The sequence below is a fragment of the Xylanibacter brevis P6B11 genome (assembly GCF_000621825.1).
GTDB classification, from domain to species: Bacteria; Bacteroidota; Bacteroidia; order Bacteroidales; family Bacteroidaceae; genus Prevotella; species Prevotella brevis.
In genome coordinates this window covers 428,495-446,365 of the sequence record NZ_KK211352.1, presented here as the reverse complement: position 1 = coordinate 446,365, position 17,871 = coordinate 428,495, and the positions used below count along the sequence as shown (strand labels likewise).

At 51.2% G+C, this 17,871-nt stretch carries 11 protein-coding genes; 7 read left to right on the top strand and 4 right to left on the bottom strand.

Annotation, left to right across the window (positions count from 1 at the left end; genetic code table 11):
* Positions 1 to 22: 22 nt before the first annotated feature.
* Entirely contained in the window at positions 23 to 1,000 is a 978-nt protein-coding gene (locus T496_RS0111395) for a polyprenyl synthetase family protein (RefSeq protein ID WP_027450863.1), read from the bottom strand.
* 86 nt (positions 1,001 to 1,086) lie between these two features.
* Between T496_RS0111395 and polA the strand changes: the two genes are divergently transcribed.
* On the top strand, positions 1,087 to 3,855 hold the full coding sequence (gene polA, locus T496_RS0111390) for a DNA polymerase I (RefSeq protein ID WP_027450862.1): 2,769 nt from the start codon (positions 1,087 to 1,089) through the stop codon (positions 3,853 to 3,855).
* A 71-nt stretch (positions 3,856 to 3,926) separates the two neighbouring features.
* Here polA and T496_RS0111385 read toward each other — a convergent pair whose 3' ends face one another.
* Complete coding sequence (locus T496_RS0111385; protein ID WP_044110115.1) at positions 3,927 to 4,631, bottom strand: hypothetical protein; 705 nt, start codon at positions 4,629 to 4,631, stop codon at positions 3,927 to 3,929.
* A gap of 363 nt (positions 4,632 to 4,994) precedes the next feature.
* On the opposite strand from T496_RS0111385, the gene ychF reads away from it, so the two are divergent.
* Together ychF and lgt are read left to right on the top strand one after the other, a co-directional pair.
* Complete coding sequence (gene ychF / locus T496_RS0111380) at positions 4,995 to 6,095, top strand: redox-regulated ATPase YchF (RefSeq protein WP_027450860.1); 1,101 nt, start codon at positions 4,995 to 4,997, stop codon at positions 6,093 to 6,095.
* Positions 6,092 to 6,922, top strand: a complete 831-nt coding sequence (lgt, locus tag T496_RS0111375) for a prolipoprotein diacylglyceryl transferase (protein WP_027450859.1) — start codon at positions 6,092 to 6,094, stop codon at positions 6,920 to 6,922. Before ychF ends, lgt begins: the two co-directional genes overlap by 4 nt.
* A gap of 224 nt (positions 6,923 to 7,146) precedes the next feature.
* Here the strand turns inward: lgt and mutS are convergent, their stop codons facing one another.
* Both mutS and T496_RS0111365 read right to left on the bottom strand, forming a co-directional pair.
* Positions 7,147 to 9,768: a DNA mismatch repair protein MutS gene (mutS, locus tag T496_RS0111370; RefSeq protein WP_027450858.1), complete on the bottom strand. Its 2,622-nt coding sequence runs from the start codon at positions 9,766 to 9,768 to the stop codon at positions 7,147 to 7,149.
* A 173-nt stretch (positions 9,769 to 9,941) separates the two neighbouring features.
* Positions 9,942 to 11,261 carry a hypothetical protein gene (locus tag T496_RS0111365; RefSeq protein ID WP_155808882.1) on the bottom strand — a complete coding sequence of 440 codons (1,320 nt, stop codon included), beginning with the start codon at positions 11,259 to 11,261 and terminating at the stop codon, positions 9,942 to 9,944.
* A gap of 194 nt (positions 11,262 to 11,455) precedes the next feature.
* On the opposite strand from T496_RS0111365, the gene leuS reads away from it, so the two are divergent.
* From leuS to porZ, 4 genes are read left to right on the top strand one after another with little or no spacing between them, the layout of a single operon-like run.
* On the top strand, positions 11,456 to 14,284 hold the full coding sequence (gene leuS, locus T496_RS0111360; RefSeq protein ID WP_027450856.1) for a leucine--tRNA ligase: 2,829 nt from the start codon (positions 11,456 to 11,458) through the stop codon (positions 14,282 to 14,284).
* Positions 14,285 to 15,259, top strand: coding sequence for a YitT family protein (locus T496_RS0111355; protein WP_027450855.1), 975 nt, complete (start codon positions 14,285 to 14,287; stop codon positions 15,257 to 15,259).
* A complete protein-coding gene (locus T496_RS0111350; RefSeq protein WP_027450854.1) occupies positions 15,256 to 15,882 on the top strand; it encodes a non-canonical purine NTP diphosphatase in 627 nt (208 codons plus the stop codon). Before T496_RS0111355 ends, T496_RS0111350 begins: the two co-directional genes overlap by 4 nt.
* Before the next feature lies 1 nt (position 15,883).
* Positions 15,884 to 17,818, top strand: coding sequence for a type IX secretion system anionic LPS delivery protein PorZ (gene porZ, locus T496_RS0111345; protein WP_027450853.1), 1,935 nt, complete (start codon positions 15,884 to 15,886; stop codon positions 17,816 to 17,818).
* The last annotated feature ends 53 nt before the right edge of the window (positions 17,819 to 17,871 follow it).

The following is a 17,871-nucleotide window of genomic DNA, read 5'->3' as shown; positions in this document are numbered from 1 at the left end:
TTTCTCAGTTAGAAACTTTTTCCTATTTTCTTCTCTGAATAACATAGTCTAGATAGGCCGTGAGCGCCGTAGCAATCGAGGGATCTTTTACACAACTATCCACATACTGCTGCGCCTTGCGGTGGTAGTCCTCCATACATTTCTCGGCATATTCAATACCACCCTGCTGCTTGGTGAACTCCACCAAGACGGCGATTTCATCGGGATTGATAGTGCCCGCCTTCACCTTCTTGGCCAGCGTCATCATCGAGTCGAAGGGCGAATGCTGCAAGGCATAGATCACGGGCAGCGTCAGCTTACCCTCCGCCATATCATTGCCCGTAGGCTTACCTATCTCCTTCGAGTCGTAGTAGTCGAAGATATCATCGCGAATCTGGAACATGATGCCCAGGTCGTGACCAAACTGACGGGCCTTCTCCACCTCCTCGTCGGAGGCACCGGCAGAGAGCGCACCTATCGATGAACAGGCGGCAAAGAGCACCGCTGTCTTCTGTTCTATCACCTGATAATAGACATCCTCGGAGATCTCCTCGTTCTTGATGTTCTGCAACTGCAGAATCTCGCCCGAGGCCAGCACCCTACCCAACTCTGCCAGCGTCTCGATGATACGCTGGTTGTTGGTGAACGACACCTTCAGCAGTGCGGTGGAAAGGATGAAATCGCCCACCAGCACGGCCGCCTTGTTATTATAGGTGGCATTCACCGAGGCCTGTCCGCGGCGTTCCTCGCTCTCATCTACCACATCGTCGTGAACCAGCGAGGCCGTGTGCAGCAGTTCCAGACCGATGGCTGAGTTCAGCGTCACGTCCGTCACCGAGCCATAGTTCTTGGCCAGCAGCATCAGCAACATGGGGCGCATGCGCTTGCCACCGCGCTGTTTGATGTGCGACAGCACCTCAGACAGCAACGTATCCTCATGACTCAGAGACTGCTCGAAGAGTGAAATAAACTCGTTTAGTTCCGACTCGATAGGTCGTTTGATAAGAGATAGATAGTCCATTATGATTAATTTTGAGACAAAATTACTGAAAATATCGGAGTAATACCAATTTTTTTAGTAATTTTACCGAAAAATCTGAAATATACATGGAGAAACTGTTTCTTTTAGATGCCTATGCCCTGATTTACAGGTCGTACTACGCATTCATCAAAAACCCACGCATCAACTCCAAAGGTCTGAACACATCGGCCATCATCGGCTTTGTGAACACCCTGCAAGAAGTGATAGAGAAAGAGCAACCCAAATACCTGGGTGTGGCCTTCGACCCCCACGGACTGACCTTCCGCAGCGAGGCGTTCCCCGCCTATAAAGCACAACGCGAAGCCACCCCCGAGGATATCCGCAAGGCGGTGCCCATCATCAAAGACCTGCTGGCGGCCTACCGCATACCGGTGCTGCAGGTGGATGGTTTCGAGGCCGACGACGTGATAGGCACTCTGGCCAAAAAGGCCGATTCTATCGAAAATATCGAGACCTACATGCTGACACCCGATAAGGACTACGGCCAACTGGTGAGCGAGCGCACCAAGATCTTCCGTCCGCGCCATGGTGGCGGCTACGAGGTGCTGGGTCCTCGCGAGGTGTGCGAGAAATATGCCATCGAAAACACCACGCAGGTCATCGACCTGCTGGCACTGATGGGCGACTCGGCCGACAACTTCCCCGGTTGTCCGGGCGTGGGCGAAAAGACGGCTGCCAAGATCATTGCCGACTTCGGCAGCGTGGAACAGCTACTGGCCCGCACCGACGAACTGAAGGGTGCACTGAAGAAGAAGGTGGAGGAACACGTGGACGACATCAAGATGAGCTACTTCCTGGCCACCATCCGCACCGACGTGCCCATCGAACTAAAACTCGACGAACTGCAACTGCAGCAACCCGACGAGGAAAAACTCAGCGAACTGTTCACCGAACTGGAGTTTAAGGCACTGACACAACGAGTTCTTAAAAAAGTTGAAAAGAAGCCAAAATCTAATAATTCGCAGCTTTCTCTCTTTGAAGAATTTGCCACCGACGATGCGGAAACGCCAAAATTTTCGAGTTTTGAGACCATTAAAACGGTGGCTCATAATTACAAACTCGTTGAAAATGAGGAAGATTTAAAAAATCTATGTGATTTATTTAGGACAAAACAAATTCTTTGTCTAGACACGGAGACCACTTCCACTACCGCCATCGACGCCGAATTAGTGGGTTTGAGCTTCGCCGTGACCGAACATGAGGCGTTTTATGTGCCCATTCCTGCTAAACGTGAAGAAGCGTTGCGAATTGTTAATATCTTTAAACCTCTCTACGAAGACCCTTCGATTTTGAAAATCGGTCAAAATTTGAAGTACGACCTCGAGGTGCTGAGAAATTATGATGTGCATCTGGACGGCCCGATGTGGGACACAATGATAGCCCACTACCTCATCCAACCAGAGTTGCACCACAACATGGACTACATGGCCGAGACACTGCTGAACTACCAGACGGTGCACATCGACGAACTGATAGGACCCAAGGGAAAGAACCAGCGGTCTATGCGCGACCTCACACCACAGCAGGTCTATGAGTATGCCTGCGAGGATGCTGACATTACGCTGCAACTGAAAAACAAATTGGAGGCTGAACTGAAACAGCATCACTGCGAACAGCTCTTCTATGAGATAGAGATGCCACTGATGCCCGTGCTGGCCGAGATGGAGATGAACGGCGTGTGCCTGGACACCGAGTCGCTGCAGGAAACGGCGAAGGCACTGAACGAACGCATGGCAACCATCGAGGCGCGCATCTACGAACTGGCTGGTCAGCAGTTTAATATTGCCTCGCCAAAACAGGTAGGCGAGATATTGTTCGACAAGCTAAAGATTGTAGAGAAAGCCAAGAAGACCAAGACGGGACAGTATGTGACCAGCGAAGAGGTGCTGCAACAGCTGAAAAACAAGCATGAGATTGTGGCTGACATCCTGGAACACAGAGGGTTGAAGAAACTCATCGGCACCTATATCGAGGCACTGCCCAAGCTGATAAACCCACGCACAGGCCACATCCACACTTCGTTCAACCAGACGGTGACGGCCACCGGACGACTCTCTTCGTCGGACCCCAACCTGCAGAATATTCCCATTCGCGGCGAGGACGGCAAGGAAATACGCAAGGCCTTTATCCCCGAACCGGGCTGCCTGTTCTTCTCTGCCGACTATAGCCAGATTGAGCTGCGCGTGATGGCCCACCTGTCGAAAGACAAACACATGATAGAGGTGTTCCAAAACGGCAAAGACCTGCATGCCGCCACCGCTGCCAACATCTATAAAAAGCCCATCGAAGAGGTGAGCCGCGACGAGCGAACCAAGTCGAAGCGTGCCAACTTCGGCATCATCTACGGCATCACCGTGTTTGGACTGGCCGAACGACTCGACATTCCTCGCGAGGAAGCTAAGATGCTGATAGACGGCTATTTCGACACCTTCCCACAGGTGCAGCAGTACATGGAACAGTCGAAAGAGGTGGCACGCCAGCAGGGCTACGTCACCACCCTATTCGGACGTCGCCGCTATCTGCCAGACATCAACTCGCAGAACGCCACCGTACGAGGCTTTGCCGAGCGCAACGCCATCAACGCACCCATCCAGGGCACCGCTGCCGACATCATCAAGGTGGCGATGATACGCATCTTCCAGCGCTTCAAGGCTGAGGGTATCAAGAGCAAGATGATACTGCAGGTACACGACGAACTGAACTTCAGCGTGTATCCCGAGGAGAAAGAGCAGGTGGAGAGCATCGTGCTGGAAGAGATGCAGCACGCCATGAGTCTGGACGTGCCACTGGTGGCCGACTCAGGCTTTGGCAAGAACTGGCTGGAGGCACACTAAGAGCAACAAAAAAGTGGGCGCGATCATCAACTGAGGGCGCCCACTAATGAAAAAATAGTAATAATAAAGTATTAAACAGCTGGGATGTTAGCAAGACCTCCCAGAGAACCATGTTGCATAATGGGCAACATGACGTTATTTATCTCGTCAATCAGCTCATTGAGTTGATGACACATGCTCGAACGTATATGCTCGTTGCGACCGTAGGTAATCATCTGGCGTTCGGCCTTCACCAAACTGCCATGATACCACTCCTCTACAATGCGCCACTCGCCATTATACTCGTCGAAGACGTGACTGATCCACTGATCGTGCGGACGACCATCTTCATCGAGATAACCATTAAACCTGTACCCATGCAGAAAACCGCTGATCTCGCCTACCAGGCGACGGCGGTTGACCGTGAATGTGAGACAGGTTCGCGTAGGCACACTCGAGATGTTGGTAGAGTCGAAAGTCTCAAACTGCAGTTTGCCGTCAATCAATCCATTGACAAAATCTGCGTTCAACTTCATACGCTTCTGATCGCTCTTGTAAAAGTAGCACCAACCACCATTCTTCAAGCCATCGATGAAGTTGCCGCGAGCCATGCTTTGAACCTCCTTGCCATAGCGGTTGAGTGAGCTTAAACGCAAATGAAAAGGACCATCAAACACACGGAGGTTGTTGTCGTCCACATAGTAAGAGTAAGACGACTTTCCTCCATGGTAAGGTCCCTCGTATAAACGGTGCTTCTTGATGCCACCATTAAATACTCGTTTAAGCCTCAGTTTCATTTTTGTAAACTGATTCATTTTCCTGTGTTAATTATAGTGTTAAATAGGTTTGGTTGAATCCCCTAACAATCTTTTCGACTGCAAAGTTAGTAAAAAACGGAAATAATCATGCCAGAAATATACAACGATTACTTTCCTTTAATGCTTATTGTGTCACTTTAACACTTATTCGTAACTTAAGCTTCTATAAAAGTACTACCGCTCGACAAAAAAAAATAAATTCTTTGTTTTTGTTCTCGCTTATTCGGCCACCTTTGGCTGCGCCGAAGGTACTACCGCTCGACAAAAAAAGAATAAATTCTTTGTTTTTGTTCTCGCTTATTCGTACCTTTGCACTCAGAAATAAACGTTTATAGAAAAAAAATGGCATTAAAATGTGGTATTGTGGGACTGCCTAACGTGGGCAAGTCCACACTTTTCAACTGTCTGTCGAGCGCTAAGGCGCAGGCAGCAAACTTCCCTTTCTGTACAATTGAACCCAACGTGGGCGTGATCACCGTTCCCGACGAGCGACTCACCAAACTGGCTGAGCTGGTTCACCCCGGACGCATCGTGCCTGCCACCTGCGAGATCGTTGACATCGCCGGTCTTGTAAAAGGTGCTTCTAAGGGCGAAGGTCTGGGCAATAAGTTCCTGGGCAACATCCGCGAGACCGATGCCATCATCCACGTGCTGCGCTGCTTCGAAGACGAGAACATCACCCACGTAGATGGTAGCATAGACCCCATACGCGATAAAGAGATTATTGACACCGAGCTGCAACTGAAGGACTTGGAGACCATCGACTCGCGACTGGCCAAGACCGAGAAGGCCGCTGCCGCTGGCAACAAGGATGCCAAGGTAGAGGTGACGGTGCTGAAGGCCTATAAAGAGGTGCTAGAGCAGGGAAAGAATGCCCGTATCGTGGAGTTCGACAGCAAAGAGGAGCAAGAGTGCGCTCGCAACCTGTTCCTGCTCACGTCGAAGCCCGTGCTCTACGTATGTAACGTGGGCGAGGCCGAGGCTAAGAGCGGCAACGACTTCACCAAGAAGGTAGAGGCACTGGCCAAGGAGGAAGGTGCCGAGGCAATGGTGATTGCTGCCAAGACCGAAGAAGATATTGCCGAACTGGAGAGCTACGAGGACAAGCAGATGTTCCTAGAGGAGCTGGGCCTGGAGGAGAGCGGCGTGAACCGACTCATCAAGAAGGCCTATGCCCTGCTGAACCTGGAGACCTTTATCACCGCTGGCGAGATGGAGGTGAAGGCCTGGACCTATAAGAAGGGCTGGAAGGCACCTCAGTGTGCCGGTGTGATCCATACCGACTTCGAGAAGGGCTTCATCCGTGCTGAGGTGATCAAGTACGAGGACTACCTGAAATATGGCTCAGAGGCTGCCGTACGCGAGGCTGGCAAGATGGGCGTAGAAGGTAAGGAATACGTGGTACAGGACGGCGATATTATGCACTTCCGTTTTAATGTATGATTAACCTACTTAATTATATCATCTGGCATCCGGGTCTCGAGGCCTTCCACCTCGGACCTCTGGCAGTGCGCTGGTACTCATTGTGCTGGCTGATAGGTCTGCTGTTGGCCTACTTCGCTGTGAGAACGCTCTACAGACAACAGAAGATCAGCGAGGAGAAGTTCGAACCGCTATTCGTCTATTGCTTCCTGGGCATCCTGATTGGTGCCCGCCTGGGCCATTGCATCTTCTATCAGCCCGACTACTACCTGACGTCGGTGAAGGGCTTTGTAGAGATGCTGCTGCCCATCCACTTCATGTACGACGGCAGTTGGAAACTGACGGGCTACGAAGGACTGGCTTCTCATGGCGGCACGCTGGGACTGATGATTGCGCTGTGGCTGTATGTGAAGCACCACAAAGTGCCCCTGTGGCAGGTGCTCGACAATATCGCCATTGCTACGGGCATCACCGCCTGCTTCATCCGCCTGGGCAACCTGATGAACAGCGAGATTATTGGTAAGGTGACCGATGTGCCCTGGGCTTTTGTGTTCGAGCGTGTAGATGCCCTACCCCGCCATCCCGGACAGCTCTACGAGGCCATTGCCTATGCCCTACTCTTCTTGTTGATGATTATCCTCTATAAGAAGATGCCACAGAAGGTAGGCACCAGCTTCTATTTCGGTCTCTGTCTGACCTATATCTTCACCTTCCGCTTCTTCATTGAATACACCAAAGAGGTGCAGGAGGCCTTCGAGAATTCCCTCCCCATCGATATGGGACAGATTCTCTCTATCCCCTTCATCATCATTGGCACGTATTGCATGGTGAAAAGCCTTACTAAGTGAGAAGCCTTACTAAGTGAGAAGTGAGAAGTGAGAAGTGAGAGGTGCTTTTAACTGAGAGTTGAGAGTTGAGAACTGAGAGGTATGATTAGACCTGCTGGTTCTGATTATAATGAGAGGTGAGTAGTACTAATAATACTTCTCACCTCTCACTTTTCACTTCTCACTTAGTAATACCTCTCAGTTCTCAGTTAAAAATACTTCTCACTTATCACTTATCACTTATCTCATTTTCCTGAGACGATTTTCTTGATTTCATTGAGTTTGTTGAGGGCCTCCAGCGGCGTCAGGTTGTTGACATCGAGGCCAAGGATCTCGTCGCGCACCTGACAGAGCACGGGGTCGTCGAGCTGGAAGAAAGATAGCTGCATGCCTTCGCGACTATGGGCAATCTCGGCCGTTGGCTTAGCTGCCGCGCCCACCTGCGCATTCTCGCTCTCCAGCTGTTTCAGGATGACGTTGGCACGCTTCACAATGCTGCGCGGCATACCAGCAATCTCGGCCACGTGGATACCGAAAGAGTGCTCGCTGCCGCCACGCTCCAGCTTACGCAGGAAGATGACCTTGCCATCCACCTCCTTCACACTGACGTTATAGTTCTTGATGCGGGAGAAGGTCTTCTCCATCTCGTTCAGCTCATGATAGTGAGTGGCAAAGAGCGTGCGTGCCTGTGCCTTGGGATGTTCGTGGAGATACTCTACGATGGCCCAAGCAATAGAGATGCCATCGTAGGTAGAGGTGCCACGACCCAACTCGTCGAACAAGACCAGCGAGCGAGGCGTGGCATTGTTCAGGATGTTGGAGGCCTCGGTCATCTCGACCATAAACGTAGATTCACCCAGCGAGATATTGTCGCTGGCACCCACACGGGTGAATATTTTGTCCACCAGACCTATTTTCGCGGCCTCTGCGGGCACAAAACAGCCCACTTGGGCCAACAGTACTATCAACGCCGTTTGACGCAACAGCGCCGATTTACCGGCCATATTCGGGCCCGTGATGATAACAATCTGCTGTCGTTCCTGATCCAGGAGTATATCGTTGGGCACATACTGTTCCTCTACGGGCAACTGTGTTTCGATCACGGGATGGCGCCCCTGACGGATGTCTATCACATCGCCATCGTCCACCACCGGACGGATGTAGCGATGCTCTTGTGCTGTTTTGGCAAAGCTGAGCAGGCAGTCTATGCGCGCCAAGATGGTGGCATTGGTCTGTACCTCTTGTATAAACGCCTGTACGGCGATAACAAGCTCATTGAAGATGCGAGCCTCGAGCGAGAGAATCTTTTCTTCGGCCCCCAGAATTTTCTCTTCGTATTCTTTCAGTTCCTGGGTGATATAGCGCTCGGCCTGAGCCAGCGTCTGCTTGCGCACCCACTCTTGCGGCACGCGATCTTTATATGTGTTTCTGACCTCGAGATAATAGCCGAACACGTTGTTATAACCAATCTTCAGCGACTGGATGCCCGTCTGTTCAGCCTCGCGGTTCTGTATCTGCAGCAAGTAGTCCTTGCCACTATAGGCGATGTGGCGCAGCTCGTCGAGTTCCTGGTTGACGCCATTACGCACCACCCCACCCTTTTGCACCAGCTGTGGCGGATCGCTGACAATCTCGCGCTCTATGCGGTCGCGAATATCGCGGCACTCGTTCATGCGCTCACCCAACTGACGAATCACTTGGTTGTCGGCCTGCAGACAAGCCTGCTTGATAGGCTCCACAGCCTGTAGCGCGCGCTTCAGCTGTACCATCTCACGCGGTGTGACACGTCCTACGGCCACCTTCGAGATGATACGCTCCAGGTCGCCCACCTGTTGCAACTGTTCGTCGATCAGGTCACGGAAGTACGGCTCGCGGAAGAAATAGTTCACGATGTCAAGTCGGCCCTCGATGGCTGCCTTCTCCTTGAGGGGGAACACCAGCCAGCGGCGCAACATACGTCCACCCATGGGCGACACGGTGCGGTCTATCACGTCGAGCAGCGAGCGTCCGCCCTCCTGCATGGTCTGTATGAGTTCCAGCGAACGGATGGTGAACTTATCCAGTCGTACGTATTTATCCTCTTCGATGCGCGATATCTGCGTGATATGACCAATCTGCGTGTGCTGTGTCTGTTCCAGGTATTGCAGAATGGCGCCAGCAGCCACCACGCCACTGTGCAGATGATCCACGCCAAATCCCTTGAGCGACTTCACCTTGAAGTGCTTCAGGAGCTTCTGCATGGCAAACTGTTCGGTGAACACCCACTCGTCCATCTCGAACGTCACGTAGCGCACACCAAAGTAGCGCTCGAAGTCCTGACGGTGGTCGCGGTCGTATAGCACCTCCTTAGGTTGTATGCTAGCCATCAGCTTCTCCACATAGTCGTAGGTGCCCTCTCCCGTCAGGTATTCGCCCGTAGAGATATCGAGGAAAGCCACGCCACAGGCCGACTTGCCGAAATGTACAGCACAGAGGAAGTTGTTCTCCTTGTAGTTCAGCACATTGTCGCTCATAGCCACACCAGGCGTCACCAGCTCGGTGATGCCGCGCTTTACCAGTTTCTTTGTGAGTTTTGGATCCTCCAGCTGGTCGCAGATAGCCACGCGCTTGCCGGCACGAATCAGCTTAGGAAGATACGTATCGAGTGCATGATGAGGAAAACCAGCCATCTCGTCGCCCTTTCCACTATTACCATTATTGCGTCGGGTCAGTGTGATGCCCAATATCTGTGAGGCCTCCACAGCATCGTCGCAATAAGTCTCGTAGAAGTCGCCACACCTAAAGAGCAGCAGCGCCTCGGGGTGCTGTGCTTTCAGGTCGAAGAACTGTTTCATCATCGGGGTCAGTTCCCCGTCTTTCTTTGCCATTCTTTTACTTTTATTATCGCAAAGCTATGCTTTTAGAATAGTAAAGTGCCACTATTCCACCTGTAAAGCTATGCTTTTCTCGTTGCAAAGTTACGTTTTTTTTCTGTAATAACAAAAAAAGCGAGGCAAAACCCATAGGTTCTTGCCTCGCCGATATAGGTATTATCAACGAATTACTTCACGAAGCACTTCTTGCCGTTGATGATGTACAGACCCTTCTGTACGCTCTTCACGCGCTGACCAGCGAGGTTGTATATTACCTTCTTAGCACCTTCGTTCTTCATGTTGTTGATGCCAGAGGTAGCACCATTGATGCTAACGATGTAGCTGTCTTTCAACTCAGGAGTAGTAACATTATCCTTTACATACTTCTGGAGTGAACCCTGAATAACTACCTCATCACCATCCTTGAGGGCTGTAATGTCGTCTTCACCGAAGTTTTTATTGTTAAAGAACTTACAACGGTAAACTGTCAGAGTGTTAGAACCATTCTTCTCAGCAGCAATGGTGAAAGTGGTATTTCCAAAGAGAGAATTATCTTCAGTTTTACGATCGAAGGTAGGATCACCACCCACAACGAAGCCCTTCACCTGATAAGCCGCAGTCGTTGCATTATCATCAAGAGCATTGATGAGCTCCAATGCCTGTGCAACACCAATGAGCTCTACTTTTTGCTCTGTATCACCATTGACAGATACAACATATCCACTTGTAATCTCAGGGATAATCTCAACAGGATTAACGTCGGTCTTCTCATACTTCAGCAGATTACCGAACAACACAACAGTATCACCCTTCTTAAACAGACCTGTAGCAGCGTCCTTATTGCCAAGACCTTTCAAGTTGTAAGCCTTCAGAACGGCTGTACCTTCAGCTGTATCAGCAATGGTAAAGGTTGCACTGCTATAGTTGATCTCAACTTCAGAAGTAGCAATACCCTTCACATAGTAAGTGAAATCAGTTGACTTACCAGTTTCAAGACCATTGATAATCTCCAAAGCACGAGCTACGGTAATAGCTGTCTCTGCTGTCTGACCCTCTGTGGGAACTTCAGGAATTATAGCATCGTCGTTGACAGCAATTGACTTAATACGCCAGTGACCAGCACCTTCAGGACGTGTGAACACAACCTCTGAAGAATCACCAGTCCAGTAACCGCCAGCTACATTATAAGTACCTACGTTTACAACATCTTTACTTTCAGGCTTGTTGATACCATCATAAACAATGACAATCTTCTTGATAGTGCCTTCCTTAGCGGCAATCGTCATAGTTCCTTTAGCATACAAGCGAATACCAGCACCAGTATCATAGTATTTACCGTTATTACCACCACCACCAAAGGTCACGGTAAAGTCGCTACCATCGAATGGTTCAGTATAGGGTTTACTATTCTCAAGTCCTAATTCAGAAAACACGATTTTGCCAGCATTTGCATTCATGCCAACCATAGCCAACATGGCTACCAAAAACAAGCGTAATGTTTTAATCATAATCTTTCGTATCGTTTAAAGTTAATATAAAATGAATCTGTATGCAAAAGTAACTTTTTTATTTTAAACAACAAGGTTTTTGAGTATTAATTTTATTAAATAATGTGATTTGAAGGTATTTTTTTGGAGAAAAGAATAATTCTCAGTAACTTTGCACTCTTGAAAACATAAGAAAATAAAAGCAAAACAAAGATATGGAATACAATTTCAGAGACATTGAGAAAAAATGGCAAAAGCGCTGGGTGGACAATGGCACCTATCGCGTAGTGGAAGATGATAAAAAGAAGAAATTCTACGTTCTGAACATGTTCCCCTACCCCAGCGGCGCCGGACTTCACGTGGGTCACCCCCTCGGCTACATTGCTAGCGACATCTATGCACGCTACAAGCGCCTGAAGGGTTTCAACGTGCTGAACCCCATGGGATACGATGCCTACGGACTGCCCGCAGAGCAGTATGCCATCCAGACGGGCCAGCACCCTGCCATCACCACCGAACAGAACATCAACCGCTATCGCGAGCAGTTGGATAAGATTGGCTTCTCGTTCGACTGGAGTCGCGAGGTACGCACCTGTGACCCAGGCTATTACCACTGGACACAATGGGCCTTCCAGCGTATGTTCCGTTCTTACTACAGCATTTCCAGCCAGAAGGCACAGCCCATCATCAAGCTCATTGAGCACTTCGAGCTGATGGGTTCTAAGGACTGTGGCGCTCAGGGCAGCGAGGAGCTGCACTTCACGGCTGCCGAATGGGCCGCATTCTCTGAGAAGAAGAAGCAGGAAGTGCTGATGAACTATCGTATTGCCTATCTGGCCGAGACCATGGTGAACTGGTGCCCCGCACTGGGTACCGTGCTGGCCAACGACGAAGTCATCAACGGTGTCTCTGAACGTGGTGGCTATCCCGTAGAACAAAAGAAGATGCGCCAGTGGTGTCTGCGCGTATCGGCCTATGCACAGCGCCTGCTCGACGGACTGGACACCATCGACTGGACCGACTCGCTGAAAGAGGCTCAGCGCAACTGGATTGGTCGTAGCGAGGGTACCGAGGTTGAATTCAACGTGGCCGACAGCGACAAGCACTTCACCATCTTCACCACCCGTGCCGACACCATGTTTGGTGTGACCTTCATGGTACTGGCTCCTGAGAGCGACCTGGTAAAAGAACTGACCACCGCCGACCAGCAGGCTGCCGTCGATGAGTATCTGGCCTATGTGAAGAAGCGCACAGAGCGCGAGCGTCAGATGGACCACAGCGTAACTGGTGTGTTCTCAGGCTCATACGCCATCAACCCATTTACCGGCGACAAGATTCCTGTATGGATCTCTGAATACGTGCTGGCTGGCTACGGCACTGGCGCCATCATGGCTGTGCCTGCCCACGACTCTCGTGACTATGCCTTTGCCAAGCACTTCAACCTGCCCATCATCCCCGTCATCGAGGGTGCCGACGTCAGCGAGGAGAGCTTCGATGCCAAGGATGGTATCATGTGCAACTCTGCCAGCGATAAGTTCTCGCTCAACGGTCTGACCGTGAAGGAGGCCATCGCTGCCACTAAGAAATACGTCACCGAGCAAGGCTTGGGCCGCGTGAAGGTGAACTACCGTCTGCGCGACGCTATCTTCTCGCGTCAGCGCTACTGGGGCGAGCCATTCCCCGTTTACTACAAGGACGACATGCCCTATATGATTCCAAAGGAGTGTCTGCCCCTGGAACTGCCCGAGATCGATGAGTATAAGCCCACCGAGACCGGCGAACCCCCATTGGGTCGCGCCAAGAAATGGGCTTGGGATACCAAGACCAACAGCGTGGTCAACGTGGCCGACATCGACAATGAGACCGTGTTCCCCTTGGAGCTGAACACCATGCCAGGCTTTGCAGGCTCTTCAGCCTACTACCTGCGCTACATGGACCCCCACAACGACCAGGCTCTGACCGATAAGGAAAAGAACGAATACTGGCGCAATGTGGACCTCTATGTGGGCGGTAGCGAGCACGCCACTGGTCACCTGATCTACTCACGCTTCTGGGATAAGTTCCTCTACGACTCAGGCTACACCTGCGAGGACGAGCCCTTCAAGAAGCTGGTGAACCAGGGTATGATTCAGGGCCGCTCTAACTTCGTTTATCGTATTGAGGACGAGGGTGCCGACAAGGGTAAGTTCGTGAGCCTGAACCTGCGCAAGAACTACCAAGAGACCACACCTATCCACGTGGATGTGAACATCGTTTCGGCCGACGTGCTCGACATCGAGGCCTTCAAGGCTTGGCGTCCTGAGTACAACAACGCCGAGTTTATCCTCGAGGATGGCAAATATATCTGCGGCTGGGCTGTGGAGAAGATGTCTAAGTCTATGTACAACGTGGTGAACCCCGACATGATTGTAGAGAAGTATGGTGCTGACACCCTGCGCCTCTACGAGATGTTCCTCGGTCCTGTAGAGCAGTCAAAGCCTTGGGATACCAACGGTATCGATGGCTGCCACCGCTTCCTAAAGAAGTTCTGGAACCTCTGCAGCTCTGCATGCTGCGATGGCACCGCAACAGACGCAACACCCGAGAACCTGAAGAGCGTGCACAAGCTCATCAAGAAGGTGTCGCAGGACATCGAGCAGTTCTCATACAACACGTCGATCTCGGCCTTCATGATCTGCACCAACGAGCTGTCACAGCAGAAGTGCAAGAACAAGGAGCTGATCAAGACACTCGTCATCCTCATTGCACCCTTCGCACCCCACATGGCCGAAGAGCTCTGGGAGATGCTGGGCGAGCAGGGTAGTGTGTGCGATGCACAGTGGCCCGAGTACAACGAGCAGTACCTGGTGGAGAGCAGCGTGAAGATGGGTGTAGCCTTCAATGGTAAGACCCGCTTCGAGATTGAGCTGGCTGCCGATGCCGACAATGCTGCCATCGAAGCACTGGTACGCGGCGACGAGCGCACGGCCAAGTACGTGGAAGACAAGCAGATAGTAAAGGTTATCATCGTCCCTAAGCGTATGGTGAATATCGTTATCAAATAAATGACTATCAATCACAAAATCATCATGAAAGAGGTCCAGGATTATGTTGTCATAACCCTTGGCCTCTTTTTGTATGCCTTCGGTTTCACCTTTTTCCTCATGCCCTATGAGATTGTGACTGGAGGCGTGTCGGGTATTGCTGCTATTGTGGAGTATGCCAGCGGCTTCCCTAACCAGTACACCTATTTCCTCATCAACCTGGCGCTGCTGGTCATCGCACTGAAGATCCTGGGACTGAAGTTCCTGATGAAGACCATCTATGCCATCATCGTGCTGACGTTCCTGTTGGGACTGATGAAAGAGCTGGTGCCGCGCGATGAGTCGGGCGAGATGGTGAAGATACTGGGCGAGGGCCAGAACTTCATGTCGCTCATCATCGGCTGTATGATGACAGGTTCAGCGCTGGGCATCGTCTTTCTAAACAACGGCTCCACGGGTGGTTCCGACATCATCGCAGCCTCTGTGAACAAGTACTACAACATGTCGCTGGGCACGGTGCTGTTCATCCTCGACTTCATGATTGTAGGCTCCTGTCTGTTCATCCCGCAGTTTGGCGACATGCTCGACCGCACTCACATGGTGGTGTTCGGCTTCTGCACCATGCTGATAGAGAACTTCATGCTCGACTATATCTACAACCGCCGCCGCTCGTCGGTGCAGTTCCTCATCTTCTCTGAGAAGTGGCAGGAGATAGCCAACGCCATCGGCACCCGCATGGACCACGGTGTCACCATCCTCGACGGTCACGGCTGGTATTCGGGTAAGGAGCGCAAGGTGCTTTGTATTCTGGCCAAGAAGAACGAGAGCACCGACATGTTCCGACTCATCAAGATGATCGATCCCCATGCCTTCGTGTCGCAGAGTGCCGTCATCGGCGTCTTTGGCGAAGGTTTCGATGCCATCAAAGTGAAGACACCCAATAATACCAACATTGACCCCACGGCGCCCAAGACGCCCAAACTGAAGACCACATGAAGATAGTTTTTGCTACCAACAATGAGCATAAGCTCAGCGAGATACGCCAGATACTGGGCGATAGGGTAGAGGTGCTCTCCCTGAAAGACATAGGCTGCGACGTGGATATCCCGGAGACGGGCACCACGCTCGAGGCTAACGCCCTGCAAAAGGCACGCTACGTCTATGACCACTATCACCTCAGCTGTTTTGCCGACGACACCGGTCTTGAGGTAGAAGCTCTCGGTGGTGCACCAGGCGTCTATAGCGCCCGCTACGCCGCCACCAAGAATCCTGCGGCAGAAAGCCACGACAGCGAGGCCAACATGACCCAGCTGCTCCAGGATTTAGCAGAAAATAACAATCGTAAGGCACGATTCCGCACCGTCATTGCGTTAATACTAAAAAAGGATGTCTGTCCCTGTGGTTGCACCAGCATCAAACAGGAGTACCAGTTCGAGGGCATCGTCGATGGCGAGATCACCCGCGAGCGGAGTGGGGCAGAGGGCTTTGGCTACGATCCCATCTTCCGTCCCGAAGGCTACGACCAGACCTTTGCCGAGTTGGGCATGGATGTCAAAAACACCATCAGCCATCGTGCCCATGCCACTCAGAAGTTGGCCGACTTCCTGCAAAAGGTATAAGATGAGAAGAATCGTTGTTCTATTACTACTCGCCGTATGTGCTCTCGTGTCACTGCAGGCACAGGTAGGTTCGTGGCAGGCATACATGTCGTACCACGAGCCCCAGCAAATTGTGAAAGGTGGCAACAACCTCTATGTGCTGGCGTCCAACAGCTTGTATCAGTACAACCTCAACGACCAGAGCATCACCACCTACGACAAGATCACAGGTCTCAGCGATACCTATATCACACATATTGCCTGGAACAACGACGCCCGTAAGCTCATCATCATCTATCAGAACTCCAACATAGACCTGCTAGATGCCAATGGTAACATCACCAATATAGCAGCACTCTACAAGAAGTCTATGACCGACGATAAGACCATCGACAGCCTGACCATCGATGGCATCTACGCCTACCTGTATGCCCGCTTTGCCATTATCAAAGTCAACATGCAGCGTGGGGAAATCAGCGACACCTATCGTCCCAACCATCCGCAGTATCCCACCTCGCTGCCCGTTCTTAAGACCGACGACTACGACACCTACCTGCCCGTGGTCAAGACCCTGCAACCAGGTGGTCCTAAGTACAACTACTTCTACAACATGCAGTTCGTAGGCAATCGCCTCTACACCGTGGGTGGCTATTACCTGGCAGGCTCCATGGACCTGCAGCGCCCAGGAACTGTTCAGCAGTTTGATGGTGATGAATGGAAGATTTACGAAGATGAACTTCAAAACAAGACGGGCTTTTCATATCTGAACAACAACTGCGTTGCGGTAGATCCTACCGACCACAACCATGTCTTTGCTAGCGGACGCTGCGGACTTTACGAGTTCCAAGAAGGACAACTCGTGAACTATTACACCCAGGACAACAGTCCATTGCACAACGCTTTCAGTAATGGAAAGACACTGGGCAACAACTACAACATAGTGGACGGACTGCAGTTCGACGACCGAGGCAATCTCTGGGTACTAAACAGTCATGCAAAAGGTGTCAACCTGCTGCTCCTAAAAGCCGACGGACAGTGGGAAGACCACTATCAGACGTTGCTGAACAACTATAAAAATGTGGGGTATAACTCGTTACGCCATGCCATGATAGACAGTCGAGGCTATCTGTGGTTTGCCAACGTCAACTGGGTAGACCCAGTCGTCTTCTGCTACGACATCTGGATGGATGTGCTGAAACCCTATTATTCATACACCGTCAACAACGAAAACTATTTCACCAATCAGGATGGCGTCAGCTATAATGTGAGCCATATCAACGCCATCTGCGAGGACCACGATCACAACATCTGGTTGGGCACATCCAGAGGCCTCTTCATGATCGACGCCAACGAAGTAGGACAGTCGTCGGTCACTTTCCAGCAAATCAAAGTGCCACGCAACGACGGCAGCAACTTTGCCGACTACCTGATGAATGGTGTCAGCATCAGCTGTATGGTTATTGATGGCGGCAACCGCAAATGGATTGGTACCGATGGCAATGGTGTCTATCTGATCAGTGCCGACAATATGGAGCAGATACATCACTTCACCACCGAGAATAGTCCTTTGCTCAGCAATAATATCGAGTCGATAGCCATCGACCCCAACAGCGGCAAGGTGTTTTTTGGCACCGACAACGGCCTCTGTTCTTATATGAGCGATGCCACCCAACCAGCCGAAGAGATGGAGAAAGACGATGTCTATGCCTATCCCAACCCCGTAGAACCCGGCTACACGGGTCTTATAACGGTTGTAGGCCTGTCTTTCGATGCCGACGTAAAGATACTCAGCCCCAGCGGTAAACTCGTCTCACAGGGCCGCTCTAACGGTGGCACCTATACCTGGGACGGCTGCGACCTTCATGGCAACCGTGTGGCCAGCGGCGTCTATATGATTGCTACTGCCACCAGCGATGGCAAGGCCGGCGTAGTGGCTAAAGTGGCGGTGGTGAGGTAGTTCATAATTCATAATTCATAAAGCATAATTCACAATTGAGGGGTGAGAGAACA